The organism is Qipengyuania sphaerica (assembly GCF_019711595.1).
Classification (GTDB): Bacteria; Pseudomonadota; Alphaproteobacteria; order Sphingomonadales; family Sphingomonadaceae; genus Qipengyuania; species Qipengyuania sphaerica.
The window spans coordinates 1,246,195-1,259,598 of record NZ_JAIGNR010000001.1; the positions used below are offsets into that span (position 1 = coordinate 1,246,195).

11 protein-coding genes are annotated in these 13,404 nt (G+C 62.2%); 10 read left to right on the forward strand and 1 reads right to left on the reverse strand.

Annotated features, from left to right (window positions below):
- The first annotated feature begins 15 nt into the window (after positions 1-15).
- From K3178_RS06180 to K3178_RS06220, 9 genes are read left to right on the forward strand one after another with little or no spacing between them, the layout of a single operon-like run.
- Positions 16-636 carry an NADH-quinone oxidoreductase subunit J gene (locus tag K3178_RS06180; RefSeq protein ID WP_221570465.1) on the forward strand — a complete coding sequence of 207 codons (621 nt, stop codon included), beginning with the start codon at positions 16-18 and terminating at the stop codon, positions 634-636.
- Positions 633-938 carry an NADH-quinone oxidoreductase subunit NuoK gene (gene nuoK / locus K3178_RS06185; protein WP_221570466.1) on the forward strand — a complete coding sequence of 102 codons (306 nt, stop codon included), beginning with the start codon at positions 633-635 and terminating at the stop codon, positions 936-938. Before K3178_RS06180 ends, nuoK begins: the two co-directional genes overlap by 4 nt.
- Positions 939-944: 6 nt before the next feature.
- Positions 945-2,939 carry an NADH-quinone oxidoreductase subunit L gene (gene nuoL, locus K3178_RS06190; protein ID WP_221570467.1) on the forward strand — a complete coding sequence of 665 codons (1,995 nt, stop codon included), beginning with the start codon at positions 945-947 and terminating at the stop codon, positions 2,937-2,939.
- Entirely contained in the window at positions 2,939-4,483 is a 1,545-nt protein-coding gene (locus K3178_RS06195; RefSeq protein ID WP_221570468.1) for an NADH-quinone oxidoreductase subunit M, read from the forward strand. The genes nuoL and K3178_RS06195 overlap by 1 nt, the downstream gene beginning before the upstream one ends.
- Positions 4,483-5,937, forward strand: a complete 1,455-nt coding sequence (gene nuoN / locus K3178_RS06200) for an NADH-quinone oxidoreductase subunit NuoN (RefSeq protein WP_221570469.1) — start codon at positions 4,483-4,485, stop codon at positions 5,935-5,937. The genes K3178_RS06195 and nuoN overlap by 1 nt, the downstream gene beginning before the upstream one ends.
- Positions 5,934-6,656: a biotin--[acetyl-CoA-carboxylase] ligase gene (locus tag K3178_RS06205; RefSeq protein ID WP_221570470.1), complete on the forward strand. Its 723-nt coding sequence runs from the start codon at positions 5,934-5,936 to the stop codon at positions 6,654-6,656. Before nuoN ends, K3178_RS06205 begins: the two co-directional genes overlap by 4 nt.
- Before the next feature lie 3 nt (positions 6,657-6,659).
- Complete coding sequence (locus K3178_RS06210; RefSeq protein WP_221570471.1) at positions 6,660-7,436, forward strand: type III pantothenate kinase; 777 nt, start codon at positions 6,660-6,662, stop codon at positions 7,434-7,436.
- The gene (locus tag K3178_RS06215; protein WP_221570472.1) at positions 7,433-9,091 is read left to right on the forward strand and encodes a ribonuclease J; all 1,659 of its coding nucleotides are present in this window, start codon (positions 7,433-7,435) and stop codon (positions 9,089-9,091) included. Before K3178_RS06210 ends, K3178_RS06215 begins: the two co-directional genes overlap by 4 nt.
- Before the next feature lie 15 nt (positions 9,092-9,106).
- A complete protein-coding gene (locus tag K3178_RS06220; protein ID WP_221570473.1) occupies positions 9,107-9,379 on the forward strand; it encodes a DUF1467 family protein in 273 nt (90 codons plus the stop codon).
- On the opposite strand, the gene K3178_RS06225 is transcribed toward K3178_RS06220, so the two are convergent.
- Positions 9,380-12,010: a coiled-coil domain-containing protein gene (locus tag K3178_RS06225; protein WP_221570474.1), complete on the reverse strand. Its 2,631-nt coding sequence runs from the start codon at positions 12,008-12,010 to the stop codon at positions 9,380-9,382.
- A 186-nt stretch (positions 12,011-12,196) separates the two neighbouring features.
- On the opposite strand from K3178_RS06225, the gene K3178_RS06230 reads away from it, so the two are divergent.
- Positions 12,197-13,375, forward strand: a complete 1,179-nt coding sequence (locus K3178_RS06230; protein WP_221570475.1) for a hypothetical protein — start codon at positions 12,197-12,199, stop codon at positions 13,373-13,375.
- Positions 13,376-13,404 lie beyond the last annotated feature (29 nt).

Sequence of the window (13,404 nt, forward strand, 5' to 3'; positions counted from 1 at the left end):
CAGATCAGGGACACCATGATCCAGACTATCGCCTTTTACATGTTTGCGGTGCTCATGATTGCATCGGCCGTGATGGTGATCACGGCGCGCAATCCCGTGCATTCCGTGCTGTGGCTCATCCTCGCCTTCTTCAACGCCGCCGGCCTGATGGTCCTGGTCGGCGCGGAGTTCATCGCGATGCTGCTCGTGATCGTCTACGTCGGCGCCGTTGCAGTGCTGTTCCTCTTCGTGGTGATGATGCTCGACATCGACGTTGCCGCCATGCGCGCAGGCTTCATGAAGAACGCGCCGCTCGGCCTCGTCATCGCGCTGATCCTGCTTGCCGAGCTGGTACTGGGCATCGGCGCCTACCGCGTGGGAGCTATCGAGCTCGGCACGCCGATGGCGAGCGATGCGCCTGCGATGGTCGAGAGCAATACCGCCGCCATCGGCGCGCTGCTCTATTCGAAATACATCTTCCTGTTCGAGATCGCGGGCATCATCCTGCTCGTCGCGATGATCGGCGCAATCGTGCTCACGCACCGTCCGTCGAAATCGAAGCGCGGACAGCAGGACATCGGCAAGCAGAACCGCCGCCGTCCGGAAGAGGCAACAGTCATGAAGCAGCCCACAGTGGGCGAGGGGGTCGAGCTGTGATCGGCATCGAACACTATATCGTCGTCAGTACGATTCTCTTCGTGCTCGGCGTGCTGGGCATCTTCCTCAACCGCAAGAACATCATCATCATCCTGATGGCGATCGAGCTGATCCTGCTCGCAGTGAACATCAACATGGTCGCGTTCAGCGCCTTCCTCGGCGATCTCGTCGGGCAGGTCTTTGCCATGTTTATCCTGACCGTCGCTGCTGCAGAGGCGGCGATCGGCCTTGCGATCCTCATGGTCTACTTCCGTGGCCGCGGCACGATCGCGGTCGACGATGCCAACCGGATGAAGGGATAAGCATCCGTGAACAGCTTCATTCCCGTCATCGTTTTCCTGCCGCTCGTCGCCGCCATCGTTGCGGGCCTCGTCAACAAGAGCGCGCCCAGCGTCTTCGCCAAGGCGATCACGACCGGCGCGCTGTTCGTCTCGTGCTTCCTCAGCTGGCCGATCTTCCTCGGCTTCGTGAGCGGCACGGCAGAGGCATCGGTCGTTCCGGTTCTTACCTGGGTACAGTCCGGCGATCTCGCCTTCGACTGGGCGCTGCGCGTCGACACGCTGACCGCGGTCATGCTGGTGGTCATCACAACCGTCTCGGCGCTCGTCCACCTCTATAGCTGGGGCTATATGGAGGAAGACCCGGATCAGCCGCGCTTCTTCGCCTACCTCTCGCTTTTCACCTTCGCCATGCTGATGCTGGTGACGGCCGACAACCTCGTCCAGATGTTCTTCGGTTGGGAAGGTGTGGGCCTCGCCAGCTACCTCCTCATCGGGTTCTGGTTCAAGAAACCGAGCGCCAATGCCGCCGCGATCAAGGCCTTCGTGGTCAACCGCGTGGGCGACCTTGGCTTCATGATGGGCATCTTCGGCACCTTCCTGGTGTTCGGGACGGTCTCGATCCCCGAAATCCTCGCCGCCGCACCGAGCATGAGCGGGGCCACCATCGGCTTCCTCGGCATGCGCGTGCACACGATGGATGTGCTCTGCATCCTCCTGTTCATCGGTGCGATGGGCAAGTCGGCACAGCTGGGCCTCCACACCTGGCTGCCCGACGCAATGGAAGGCCCGACACCGGTCTCTGCACTGATCCACGCCGCCACCATGGTGACCGCGGGCGTGTTCATGGTGTGCCGCCTGTCGCCGATGTTCGAGACGGCACCGATCGCACTGGCAATGGTCACCTTCATCGGCGCTGCCACCTGTATCTTCGCCGCCACCGTCGGCACGACGCAGTGGGACATCAAGCGCGTGATCGCCTATTCGACCTGCTCGCAGCTCGGCTACATGTTCTTCGCGGCAGGTGTGGGCGCTTATGGCGCGGCCATGTTCCACCTTTTCACGCACGCCTTCTTCAAGGCGCTGCTCTTCCTTGGTGCAGGCTCGGTCATCCACGCGATGCACCACGAGCAGGACATGCGCTATTATGGCGGGCTGCGTAAGGAAATCCCGCTCACCTTCTGGGCGATGATGGCGGGCACGCTGGCGATCACCGGTGTTGGTATCTACCACCTCGGCGCAGGCTTTGCCGGTTTCTGGTCGAAGGACGCGATCCTCGAGGTTGCCTATGGCCGCGGCACGGAACTCGGCAATTTCGCTTTCTGGATGGGCACGCTCGCCGCTCTGCTGACCAGCTTCTACAGCTGGCGCCTGATGTTCCTCACCTTCTGGGGCAAGCCCCGCTGGATCGAGAGCGAGCATATCCAGCACAGCGTCCACAAGACGCCCGAAGAGGCAGGTGCCGATACGACTGGCGGCTATCACCCGCATGAGAGCCCGATTTCCATGCTTATCCCGCTCGGCGTGCTGTCGATCGGTGCTGTGTTGGCAGGCCAGCTTTTCGCGCCGACATTCCTCGACAGCGCAGCGTTCTGGGCCGGATCAATCTTCTACAACGAAGACCTGATCCACCGCATGCACGCCGTGCCTTATCTGGTGAAATATGCCGCCTTCATCGTGATGGTGATCGGGCTGTTCGTGGCATGGCTCGCCTACATCAAGGACACGAGCATCCCCGGCAAAGCAGCCGAGCAGCTCGGCCCGGTCTACCGCTTCTTCTACAACAAGTGGTATTTCGACGAGCTCTACCACTACCTTTTCGTGGTCCCCGCCTTCTGGCTGGGCCGCCAGTTCTGGAAACTTGGCGATATCGGCACGATCGACCGCTTCGGCCCCAATGGCGTGGCCTGGGTGATCGAAAAGGGCTCGGTCGGCGCCAAGAAGTTCCAGACCGGATATCTGTATAGCTACGCGCTGGTGATGCTCCTCGGGCTTGTCGCCGCCATCACCTGGGTGCTGTTCTGATGGAGTTCCCCATCCTCTCGCTCATGCTCGCCGTGCCGCTTGTCGCGGCCATCGCCTGCCTGTTCCTTGCTGCGCCCGCTGCTCGGATGACCGCGTTGTTCGCGACGCTTATCAACCTCGCGCTCGGCGTGATGCTGTGGCTCAACTACGATATCGGCGGCGCCCAGTGGCAGTTCACCGAACGCGCCGAACTGTTCGCGGGCTTCCAGTACGCACTCGGCATCGACGGCATCGCACTGATGCTGATCATGCTCAGCGTCTTCCTGATGCCGATCTGCATCCTTGCCAGCTGGGATTCGATCACCAAGCGCGTTGGCGAATACATGGCCGCCTTCCTGCTGATGGAAGTGCTGATGATCGGCGTGTTCGCCGCGCAGGACCTGTTCCTGTTCTACATCTTCTTCGAGGCCGGCCTGATCCCGATGTACCTGATCATCGGCGTCTGGGGCGGCGATAACCGGATCTACGCGAGTTATAAGTTCTTCCTCTACACGCTGCTCGGATCGGTGCTGATGCTGATCGCCATGCTGTGGATGGTGAACGAGGCGGGGACGACCGAAATCCCGGCTCTGATGCAATACGACTTCCCGGTTGATGCGCAGCTGTGGCTGTGGCTGGCATTTTTTGCCAGCTTCGCGGTGAAAATGCCGATGTGGCCGGTCCACACCTGGCTGCCCGATGCGCACGTGCAGGCGCCGACCGCCGGTTCGGTTATCCTCGCGGGCGTCCTGTTGAAGCTGGGTGGCTACGGCTTCATCCGCTTCAGCCTGCCCATGTTCCCCGATGCCAGCGCCGACCTCGCATGGCTGGTCTTCGGCCTGTCGATGGTGGCAGTGATCTACACCTCGCTCGTCGCGCTGGTGCAGCACGACATGAAGAAACTGATCGCCTATTCCTCGGTCGCCCACATGGCGATCGTTACCGTGGGCCTGTTTGCCTTCAACGTGCAGGGGCTCGAAGGCGCGATGATGGTCATGCTCGGCCACGGCCTTGTCTCGGGCGCGCTGTTCCTGTGCGTCGGCGTAATCTACGACCGCCTGCACACCCGCGAGATCGCGCGTTACGGCGGGCTGTCGATCAATATGCCCAAATACGCGCTGTTCTTCATGCTCTTCACCATGGCGAGCGTGGGCCTGCCGGGCACTAGCAATTTCGTCGGCGAATTCCTTGCGCTGGCGGGTATCTACGAGGTCTCGACCTTCGTGACGCTGGTCTGCACCACGGGCATCATTCTGGGCGCTGCCTATATGCTCTACCTCTATCGCCGCGTGGCCTTCGGTGAACAGAAGAACGCCGATGCCGCCGCCATGCCCGATCTCAACGCCCGCGAATGGGCCATGCTCGCCCCGATCGCAGCCGCAGTGCTGTGGATGGGCGTCTATCCGGAAAGCTTCCTAGCCCCCATGCGACAGGACATTGCCGCCTTGGAAAACCGCCTCGCCAGCGTCGCCCCCGAATACGATAGCGAACTCGCGGTCGGCACACCGCGCGAAAGGGCAGCGAATTACGTCGAATACCATGGCGACAAGGGGGGAGCGCACTGATGTCTTTCGCGTCTTCCATCTACCTGACCGGCGCCGAAATCGGCCTGTCGGTCGCCGCACTGGTCCTGCTGCTCGTGACCGCATGGACGGGCAGGGCTGCCACCCGCATGATCACGATTGCGGCAGTTGCAGCATTGGTCGGCGCCCTTGTCTTCACCTTGTCGCTGCCCAACGATGGTGTTGCGGCAAACGCCTGGAACGGCCTCATCCGCATCGACGGGTTTGCACTCTTCGCCAAGTCGCTGATCTATCTCGCCACGATCGCCTGCCTGATCGTCGCGCCGCATTATTTCGAGAAGCGGGGCGGTTATCGCGGCGAATACGCGGTGCTTATGCTGTTCAACGCCGTCGGCATGGGGATCATGGTTTCCGCAGCCGACCTGATGGCGCTCTATGTCGGCCTGGAGCTTTCGAGCCTTGCCTCCTACGTGCTCGCCGCCTTCGTGCGTGACAATACCAAGTCGAGCGAGGCGGGCCTCAAGTACTTCATCCTCGGCGGCCTTGCTTCGGGCATCATCCTCTACGGCGTGAGCCTCGTCTACGGTTTCTCGGGTACCACCAGCTACGATGGCATCCGGGCCGCGTTCACCGCCGATTTCTCGACCGGTGCGATGTTCGGCGTGGTCTTCGTGCTGGCCGGGATGGCCTTCAAGATTGCCGCGGTGCCGTTCCACATGTGGACGCCCGACGTCTACGAAGGCGCGCCCACGCCGGTCACCGCCTTCTTCGCCAGCGCACCCAAGGTCGCAGCCGTCGCCATGCTTGTTCGCATGGCAACCGGTCCCTTCGGCGGGCAGATTGCGGCGTGGCAGCAGATCGTCATCTTCGCCGCGCTCGCGTCGATCGTGGTCGGTGCGCTGGGCGCGATCGGACAGGCGAACCTCAAGCGCTTGCTCGCCTATTCCTCGATCAACAACGTCGGTTTCATCCTGATCGGCCTCGCTGCTGCGACCCCGCAGGGCGTCTCGGGCGTGCTGGTCTATCTCTCGATCTACGTGTTCATGACCATCGGCAGCTTCGTAGCCCTGCTCATGCTGCGCGACGGCGAGGGTAATCCTTTGGCGACCTTCGACGATATCTCGGGCCTTTCGACCACCAGCCCGGCGCTTGCCTGGTGCCTGCTTGCTTTGATGTTCAGCCTTGCCGGTATTCCGCCGCTGTTCGGCTTCTGGGGCAAGTTCGTGGTCTTCCAGGCAGCGGTGCAGGCCGACATGATCGCGCTTGCCGCCATCGGTATCGCCGCCAGCGTGATCGGCGCGTTCTACTACATCAAGTTCGTCAAGGTGATGTTCTTCGATGAACCGAAGGGCGCGGCCCCGGCCAAGGCACCCGTCTCGCACTGGGTCGTGCTGGGCCTGTCTGTCCTCGTGATCTCGCCGCTCGGTTACCTGCTGACCCCGTGGCTCGGCAATCTCGCGGATGCGGCGGCGCAGGCGCTGTTCTACGCCGCTTGATCCGCACCGTCCCAGAAACCGGAAGCACCAACGCCGACCTCGCCGCCGCCCTGCGCGCAGGCGAGGCAGTGGGGGAAGGGCACTGGCTGGTCGCCGACCGCCAGACCGCTGGGAGAGGGCGGCAGGGTCGTACCTGGTTCGATGGCCACGGAAATCTCATGGGCTCGACCATCGTTCGACCTCATGATCGCGATCCCTCTCCAGCCAGTCTTGCCTTGCTTGCGGGGCTGACGCTTTACGAGACGGTCGTCCCGCTGGTCTCCAACCCCGCCGACCTGTCGCTAAAATGGCCGAACGACCTCATGCTCGGAGGTGCCAAGCTGGCCGGCATCCTGTTGGAACGCGAAGGGGATGCGATCATCGTCGGGATCGGCGTCAATCTCGCCGCATCACCCGACTTGCCGGACAGGCGAACGATCGCTCTGGCGCAACTCGGACCCGCACCCGATCGCGACACTTTCGCCCGGTCGCTAGCGAGCCAGTTCGACACCGAGCTCGAACGCTGGCGGAATTTCGGGGTTGAACCAATTGTGCGGCGCTGGGAAAGCGTTGCGCACCCGCAAGGGACTCCGCTCAACGTCCATCCGCCGGGCGAGGAACCGATTGCAGGGGCATTCGCTGGATTGACCGAAGCCGGTGCGCTCCGCCTGCGCTTGGCCTCCGGCGAAACCCGTGTCATCCATGCAGGCGACGTGATGCTCGCAAACGAGGAGGGCTGAGCCATGCTGCTCGCAGCCGATGTCGGCAATACCAATGTTGTCTTCGCCCTGTTCGAAGGCCGCGAGATCAAGGCACGCTGGCGCATCGCCACCGAAGCGCGCCGTACAGGTGACGAATATGCGGTCTGGCTACTCCAGCTCCTCGAAATCGAGGGCTATTCGCGCGAGGATGTCGACAGCATCATCATCGGCTCGGTCGTCCCGCGCTCGATCCATAATCTGACCGTCCTCTCGCGCAAATATTTCGGCGTCGAACCGATGATTGCCGGGGCAGGGGACACCGACTGGGGTATCGAGATCGATGTCGACGAACCCCGATCGCTCGGCGCCGACCGCGCGCTGGACGCCATCGCCGCACATGCGAAGTACGAGGGCGACCTCATCGTGATCGATTTCGGCACCGCGACAACCATCGATGCGGTGGATTTCAACGGTGCATACAAAGGCGGAATCATCGCCCCTGGTATCAACCTGTCGCTCGACGCATTGGTCGGCAACACGGCGAAACTTCCGCGCATTGCAATCGAGAAACCGGCAAGCGACAGCGTGATCGGCCGTAATACCGAAGACCAGATGCTGATCGGCGTCTTCTGGGGTTATGTCGCGCTGATCGAGGGCCTCGTAGCACGCATGAAGAAAGAGATAGGGCGGCCCGCCAGGGTCGTCGCCACCGGCGGACTTGCCCTGCTTTTCGACGAAATTACCGACCTGTTCGACGAGGTTGACAGCGACCTGACGCTGCTCGGCCTCGCCATCCTTGCGGAGCGCGCAAACTCTTGAAGAAGAACTTCACTCCCGAAGACGAACTCCTGTTCCTGGCCCTCGGCGGCTCGGGCGAAATCGGGATGAACGTCAATCTGTATGGTTGCCAGGGCAGGTGGCTGATGGTCGATCTCGGCATGACGTTTTCGGGCGGCCAGTATCCCGGCGTCGACCTCGTCTTCGCCGATCTCGAATTCATCGAGGATCGGGCAAAGGACCTCGAGGCAATCGTCCTCACCCACGCGCATGAAGACCACATCGGCGCGGTCCCCTATTTCGCCGCCGATCTGGACGTCCCGATCTACGCCACACCGTTCACTGCCGAACTGGTGCGCCGCAAACTCGAGGAGGCCAATCTCGAAGGCGAGGTCGAACTCAACATCATCAAGGAAGATCACGGCAGCTTTCGCGTAGGTCCGTTCGAAGTCACCTATATCCCGCTCGCCCATTCAATTGCCGAGGGCAATGCGCTGCTGATCGACACACCCCACGGCAGGATATTCCACACGGGCGACTGGAAGCTCGACGAGGATCCCATCATCGGCGAGCCGACCACCGAGGAAGAGCTGACCGAAATCGGCGACGATGGCGTGCTCGCGCTGGTGTGCGACAGCACCAACGTCTTCAACCCGTCGCCCAGCGGATCGGAAGGCGCGGTGTTCAAGGGGCTGCTCGAGGAAGTTCAGCGGCATCCGGGCAAGCGCGTTCTGGTCACCACCTTTGCCAGCAATGTCGCTCGCCTGCACACGTTGGGCGAAGTCGCGCGCGAAACCGGACGACAGGTATGCGTCGCAGGCCGCTCGCTCGACCGGATCATCGATGTGGCTCAACAGAACGGTTATCTCACCGACTTCCCCGAGACAGTCGACTTCGACATCGCAATGGGCCTCCCACGCGGGGAAATTCTCATTCTCGCCACCGGCGGACAAGGCGAACCGCGCGCCGCGCTCTCACGAATATCCGAAGACAACCATCCGCTCGAACTGGTTTCGGGCGATGTGGTGCTATTTTCGAGCAGGCAAATCCCGGGCAACGAACTTGCCATCGGCGCGGTGCAGAACCGGCTTGCGGCCAAGGGCGTGACCATGGTCACCGATCGGCAGAGCCTCATCCATGTGTCGGGTCATCCCGGACGTCCCGAGCTCGAGGCACTCTATGGCTGGCTGCGTCCGGAAATCCTCGTGCCCGTCCATGGCGAGATGCGACATATGCAAGAGCAAGCGCGGCTAGGCCTTGCCAATGGCATTCCCGACGCGGTCGTCCAGCAGAACGGCGATATCGTTCGCCTCGCTCCTGGCGCTCCGGGAAAGATTGCCGAGGTGAGGGCAGGGCGGCTCGTCCTCGATGGCGACATCATCGCGCCTGCCGATGGGGACAGCATCGTAATGCGCCGCCGGATCATGCACGAGGGCGTCGTCATTGTCGCGCTTGATGACAGGCTCAATCCGCTGATCGACAGCCTCGGGCTTCCGTTGGACGAGGATTACGAGGATTTCGTCGCCGAAGCTTCGCAGGATATCCGAGAAGCAATCGGCAAGCTCAAGGGTTCGGAACGCAGGTCCAGCTCGAGCGTACACGAAGCTGCACGCCTTGCCGCTCGCCGTGCAGCTCAGCGCTGGTCCGGCAAGCGTCCGCAGGTTCGCGTCATCCTTCCTACCGTGGGGCTCGACTGACCTATGGAACTGCCAATGCAGTGGACATCGATACTCGCGATCTATGCGCTTTTCTGGGTGGTTAGCGCATTCGTCCTGCTTCCATTCGGTGTTCAGACCCACGAAGAGGCAGGCATCGCAAAGGTGCCCGGTCAGGCAGATAGTGCCCCTGTCAATTTCCGCCCCGGCCTGATCGCTCGCCGCGCAACGCTGCTCGCCGCCGTCCTGACCACGCTCTACGTACTCAACTACGCCTATGGCTGGATCGAAGCCGAAGATCTGATTTTCTGGGGGCCTGCGGCGACCTGATTATTGGCGCAGCCGCTCCAGGGCCTGCGCTAGTACGACGTAGAGCTTGCCCATATCGCTCGAAAGGAGCGTCACGCTCACCGCATTGCCATCGCGCGTGGACAGGAGGGTGCGTAGCATCGCTTCGAAGTCGTGGATGTAACGGTTCACGTGTTCACGGAAATCGCTGTCATCGTCGTAAAGTTCGGCGATCTCGCGTGCTTCTGCATTGTCGAGCAGGCGCACGGCCCGGCGGGTAAAAATCCCGCGGTCGCCGCGAAGGTAGCTGGCCCAGGCAGTGTCGGTCACTTCGCTCGACAGCACACGGGCGATATCGATCGAGTTCGAGTTCAGGCTCTCGGTGATGAGCGCCACCCGGCGGGCGAAATCGCCGTCGATCGAGTCTGTCGCCTTGTCGCGGGCGTGCGCAATGCGGGATTCGAGATTGATCGTCAGCTCGTTCAGGCGGCCTAGCTGGTCGCGCAGGTGCTGGGTCATTTCGCGCGTCGCCTCGTTCGAGCGCGCACGGGCGGCATCGAGTTCGGCGAGGGCATTCTCGGTCCGCTCGCCAAGCACGCGCTCGATCTGTTCAGCGCTGCGCGAGCCGATGGAATCGGCGATCCGGTCGATGCGTCCGGCCTGCTCATGTTCGATGGCAGCAAGGGCCGTGCGCGCCTTCTCTTCGAGTGCAGCGATGGCCTCGCGCAGTTCGCCCTGGACCTGGGCTGCAAAAGTCTCGCTGTCCTTGGCCAGCATGGACAATCCAACGCGCATCTGTTCGACCGTTTCGATCTGGCGCGAGGAGGAGCCATCGAAATCCTGCTGGAAGGAATCGAAGCCCAACATGGTGGAACGGGTCCGCTCCTCGATCGCCTGCATGCCTTCCGTCAGGGTTTCCCCCGTTACCCGTGCCTGATCGAGCAGAGTGTGGATTTCGCTTGCCCGACGCTCGATTTCAGCGAGGCGTTCTTCCGAAGCGACCATCGCCTTGGGAAGCGTGTCGGCGCTCTGCTTGGCGCTCGCCTGGATCAGTTCAAGCAGGCGGACGCTGGCATCGGTCAGGCGCGCAATATCCTGATCGGTCCCGTCGAGGGCCTCGCGGCTGCTGCGTAGCTGGCCGACGAGTGCATCGATACCGCCCGCAAGCGTTTCGCGCGCCTCGTGGCCCTGCGCAGCGACAGAACCGAACGTTTCTCCCAGTGCCACAATGCGCTCTCCCAGCGCTTCTCCGTCGGCCACCATCGCGGCTAGCTGTGCACGTTGAGCCTCGCGCCTCTCGGCGATTGCAGCATCCAATGCAGCCATGCGAGCGTCGAGGGCTGCTGCCATCTCCTCCTGCGCACCAGCCAGATTCTCGGTCCGGCGAAGCGTTTCCTCTTCGAAGTGACGATTTCGCTCTGTGATGCGCGCATCGACGTCGCTCGCTTCCTTGAACAGCGCACGAAGCTTTGCGTTCGCGGCTTCCAGGGCATCGTCATCGATCTGGCGGATTTCCTCGACAGTTTCTTCGAGCCGCAGCTTCATCGCTTCGACCTGGTTGCCCCATGCGCCAAGCGCGGCATCCTCACCTTCGCGTACGCCTTGGGCGATAGCGGCAGCCTCGTCACGCAGGGCCTGAACGCGCTCGCGCATCACGGCAAGAGCCTGTTCTTCCTCCACGCTGGCGGCCGAATGCGCCTCGGCCAATTCGCTGCGCAGCGCAATGCTACGGGCGCGAAGAGCCGAAAGCGCTTCGATTTCCTGCGTCTGCAGGTCCTCGCGAACCGCGTTGCTGCCTTCTGCCAGTGCCGCGAAACGATCTGCGGTGATATTCTGGAGTTCGTCTGCCTGCGCGGAAAAGGCTGCAATTGCTTCGTCGACACGCTTGCGCAGTGATGCCACTTGGCGCTCACTCGCTTCGCCGAACTGGTTGAGGCGTTCGAAACCGGCCACGAGCCCGCCAAGCTGGTCCTGCGCAGCACGCCCCACGCCGCCGATCTGGTTCGACACATCCTTGGCGGAATTGGCGATGACCGGAAGGTTGTCGCGCAGTTTCTCCATGTTCTCCAGCGCAGCGCTGCTGGTGCCGGCGATCGCATCGACCTGCGCGCCGTTATCGTGGATCAGCCCTTGCAGGCGGTCTGCATGTTCGGAAATCTTCTCCGATGCACTACGCCCCAGATATTCGAGATCGCGCGACTGGTTGCCGAGAAATTCGCGCGCCAGGCTGAGCTCACGATTGACCGTGACGAGTCGCTGTTCGAGCAGCGCCGATTCTTCCGAAAGGCTGCGAGCGACCTCACCATAACGCATTGCTTCCCGGGTCGAATTGCGGGTCGCAAGTATCCATAGCGCAACCACGAGCAGGACCGGCACCGACCAATTCACGATCATGCCGACCCATTGCTGCGGTGAAAGGCCGGCGAGCATGTCCGCGCTGTTCGCCCATCCGTAAAAGGCGGTCCAACCCGCAATCGCAAGCAAGGCTAGGGTCGGGACAATCCAGATACGGCTTCGCGGTGCAGGCTCATCCTCGAACCACTCTTCTTCGGCCACGGCATCGTCGAGTACGAGGGCATCTCCCGCCTGATCTTCGGCGATGAATTCGGTTTCGGGGGTGTCAGGGGCGGTGTTTGCGCCGTCGACGACCTTGATGTGCGAGCGTTTTGCCATGCCTGCTTGTATCATATTCGCACCCGCCAGAAACCCTTGTTAACTATTGCAACCTGCGCAGGCTGCGGGGTTGCATTGCGAGGATGAGGCGCTAGCGAGATTGCCGTGGGCATGTGTCGGACAAAGCTTGGCAGCACACGCAATCTCGCCCTAGGGTCGCCCGGCGTCGCAACAGAAGGAGAGGCTGTGCGGATCGCACTGCTGTCAGCGCTGGATTCTGCCACCACACCAGCTTCGGTGAGGCCCGCATTCGCCCAATTTGCGGGCGCGATGGTGATTGAGCGGCAGCTCGATCTGGCCATCCGTCTGGGGTGCGAGCGGGTCGCATGCCTCGTCGATACGATCGAAAGCGAGATCGTCGAGCTGCAGCATCGTGCGGAGAAGGCAGGTCTCAAATTCCGTGCCCTGCGCCAGCCATCGCGCATCGGAAGCATGGTCGAGGCGGAGGATGAATTGCTGGTGATGGCGCCGGGAGTCCTGCCCGACGATGACGCCGTGGAGGCTTCGCTTGGCAAGGGCCAGGTGCTGGTCCTTCCGGCGGACATTGCCGTTCCGCTGGGTTACGAACGGATCGATCTGGAGCTGGCATGGTCGGGAGTGATGCTGGTTCCCGGGAAGGTCATCGACCGGCTTGGCCAGTTACCCGACGATGTCGATGTCCCGTCTGCACTGATGCGTATCGCATTGCAGTCCGGATCGCAGATGGCGGCTCTTGATCGTGAGTTGGTTGCTGAGGGGAAATGGCAACTCAACGCAGACCGACAGGCGCTCGATCTGCGCGAGAAGAAATGGATCGATGCGCAGCGCGAACAGATATCGTTCCGGGCGCCCGGGCTCGCGGTCGCAGAGCGGGCAGGGGCAAGGTTGGCGCGTGACGTTGTGGGACGCTCTGCCCAGTCCGTGGCGACGATCGCAGCGGGGGTGTCTTTGCTCGGAGCCGCGGTGGCCGGTGCGCTGGGCTTTGCGGCAACCGGTCTCGCTCTTGTCTCCTTCGGAGCCTTGTTCGGGCACATGGGGGGTGTGGTCGAGCGGGTGGCGAGGCTCGGCCGACCCAAGCGCGGTATCGAACCAATCCAAAAGGTGCTTTCCTACCTCGTCGATCCCTTGCTGATCGCCCTGCTGATCCTCGCGGCTCCCGAAAGCCTAGAGTTTCTCCGCGTCTTCGTGCCGCTGATGCTGATCGGTTTGTTACGCCTTGGCGAGCGGCACGCGAGCGACAAATGGCGGAGGACTTACTCGGATCGAATAATGCTGGGTTTCCTGCTCGCCCCCGCGGCGTTCATCGGATATTCCACCGAACTGGCGGCCCTTTTCGCACTTGTCGTGCTGGCAACGCGCTTTTTCCAACCCTTCCGTGCCGACTAACGACGAATTAACCACGCGGCTGCTATGCG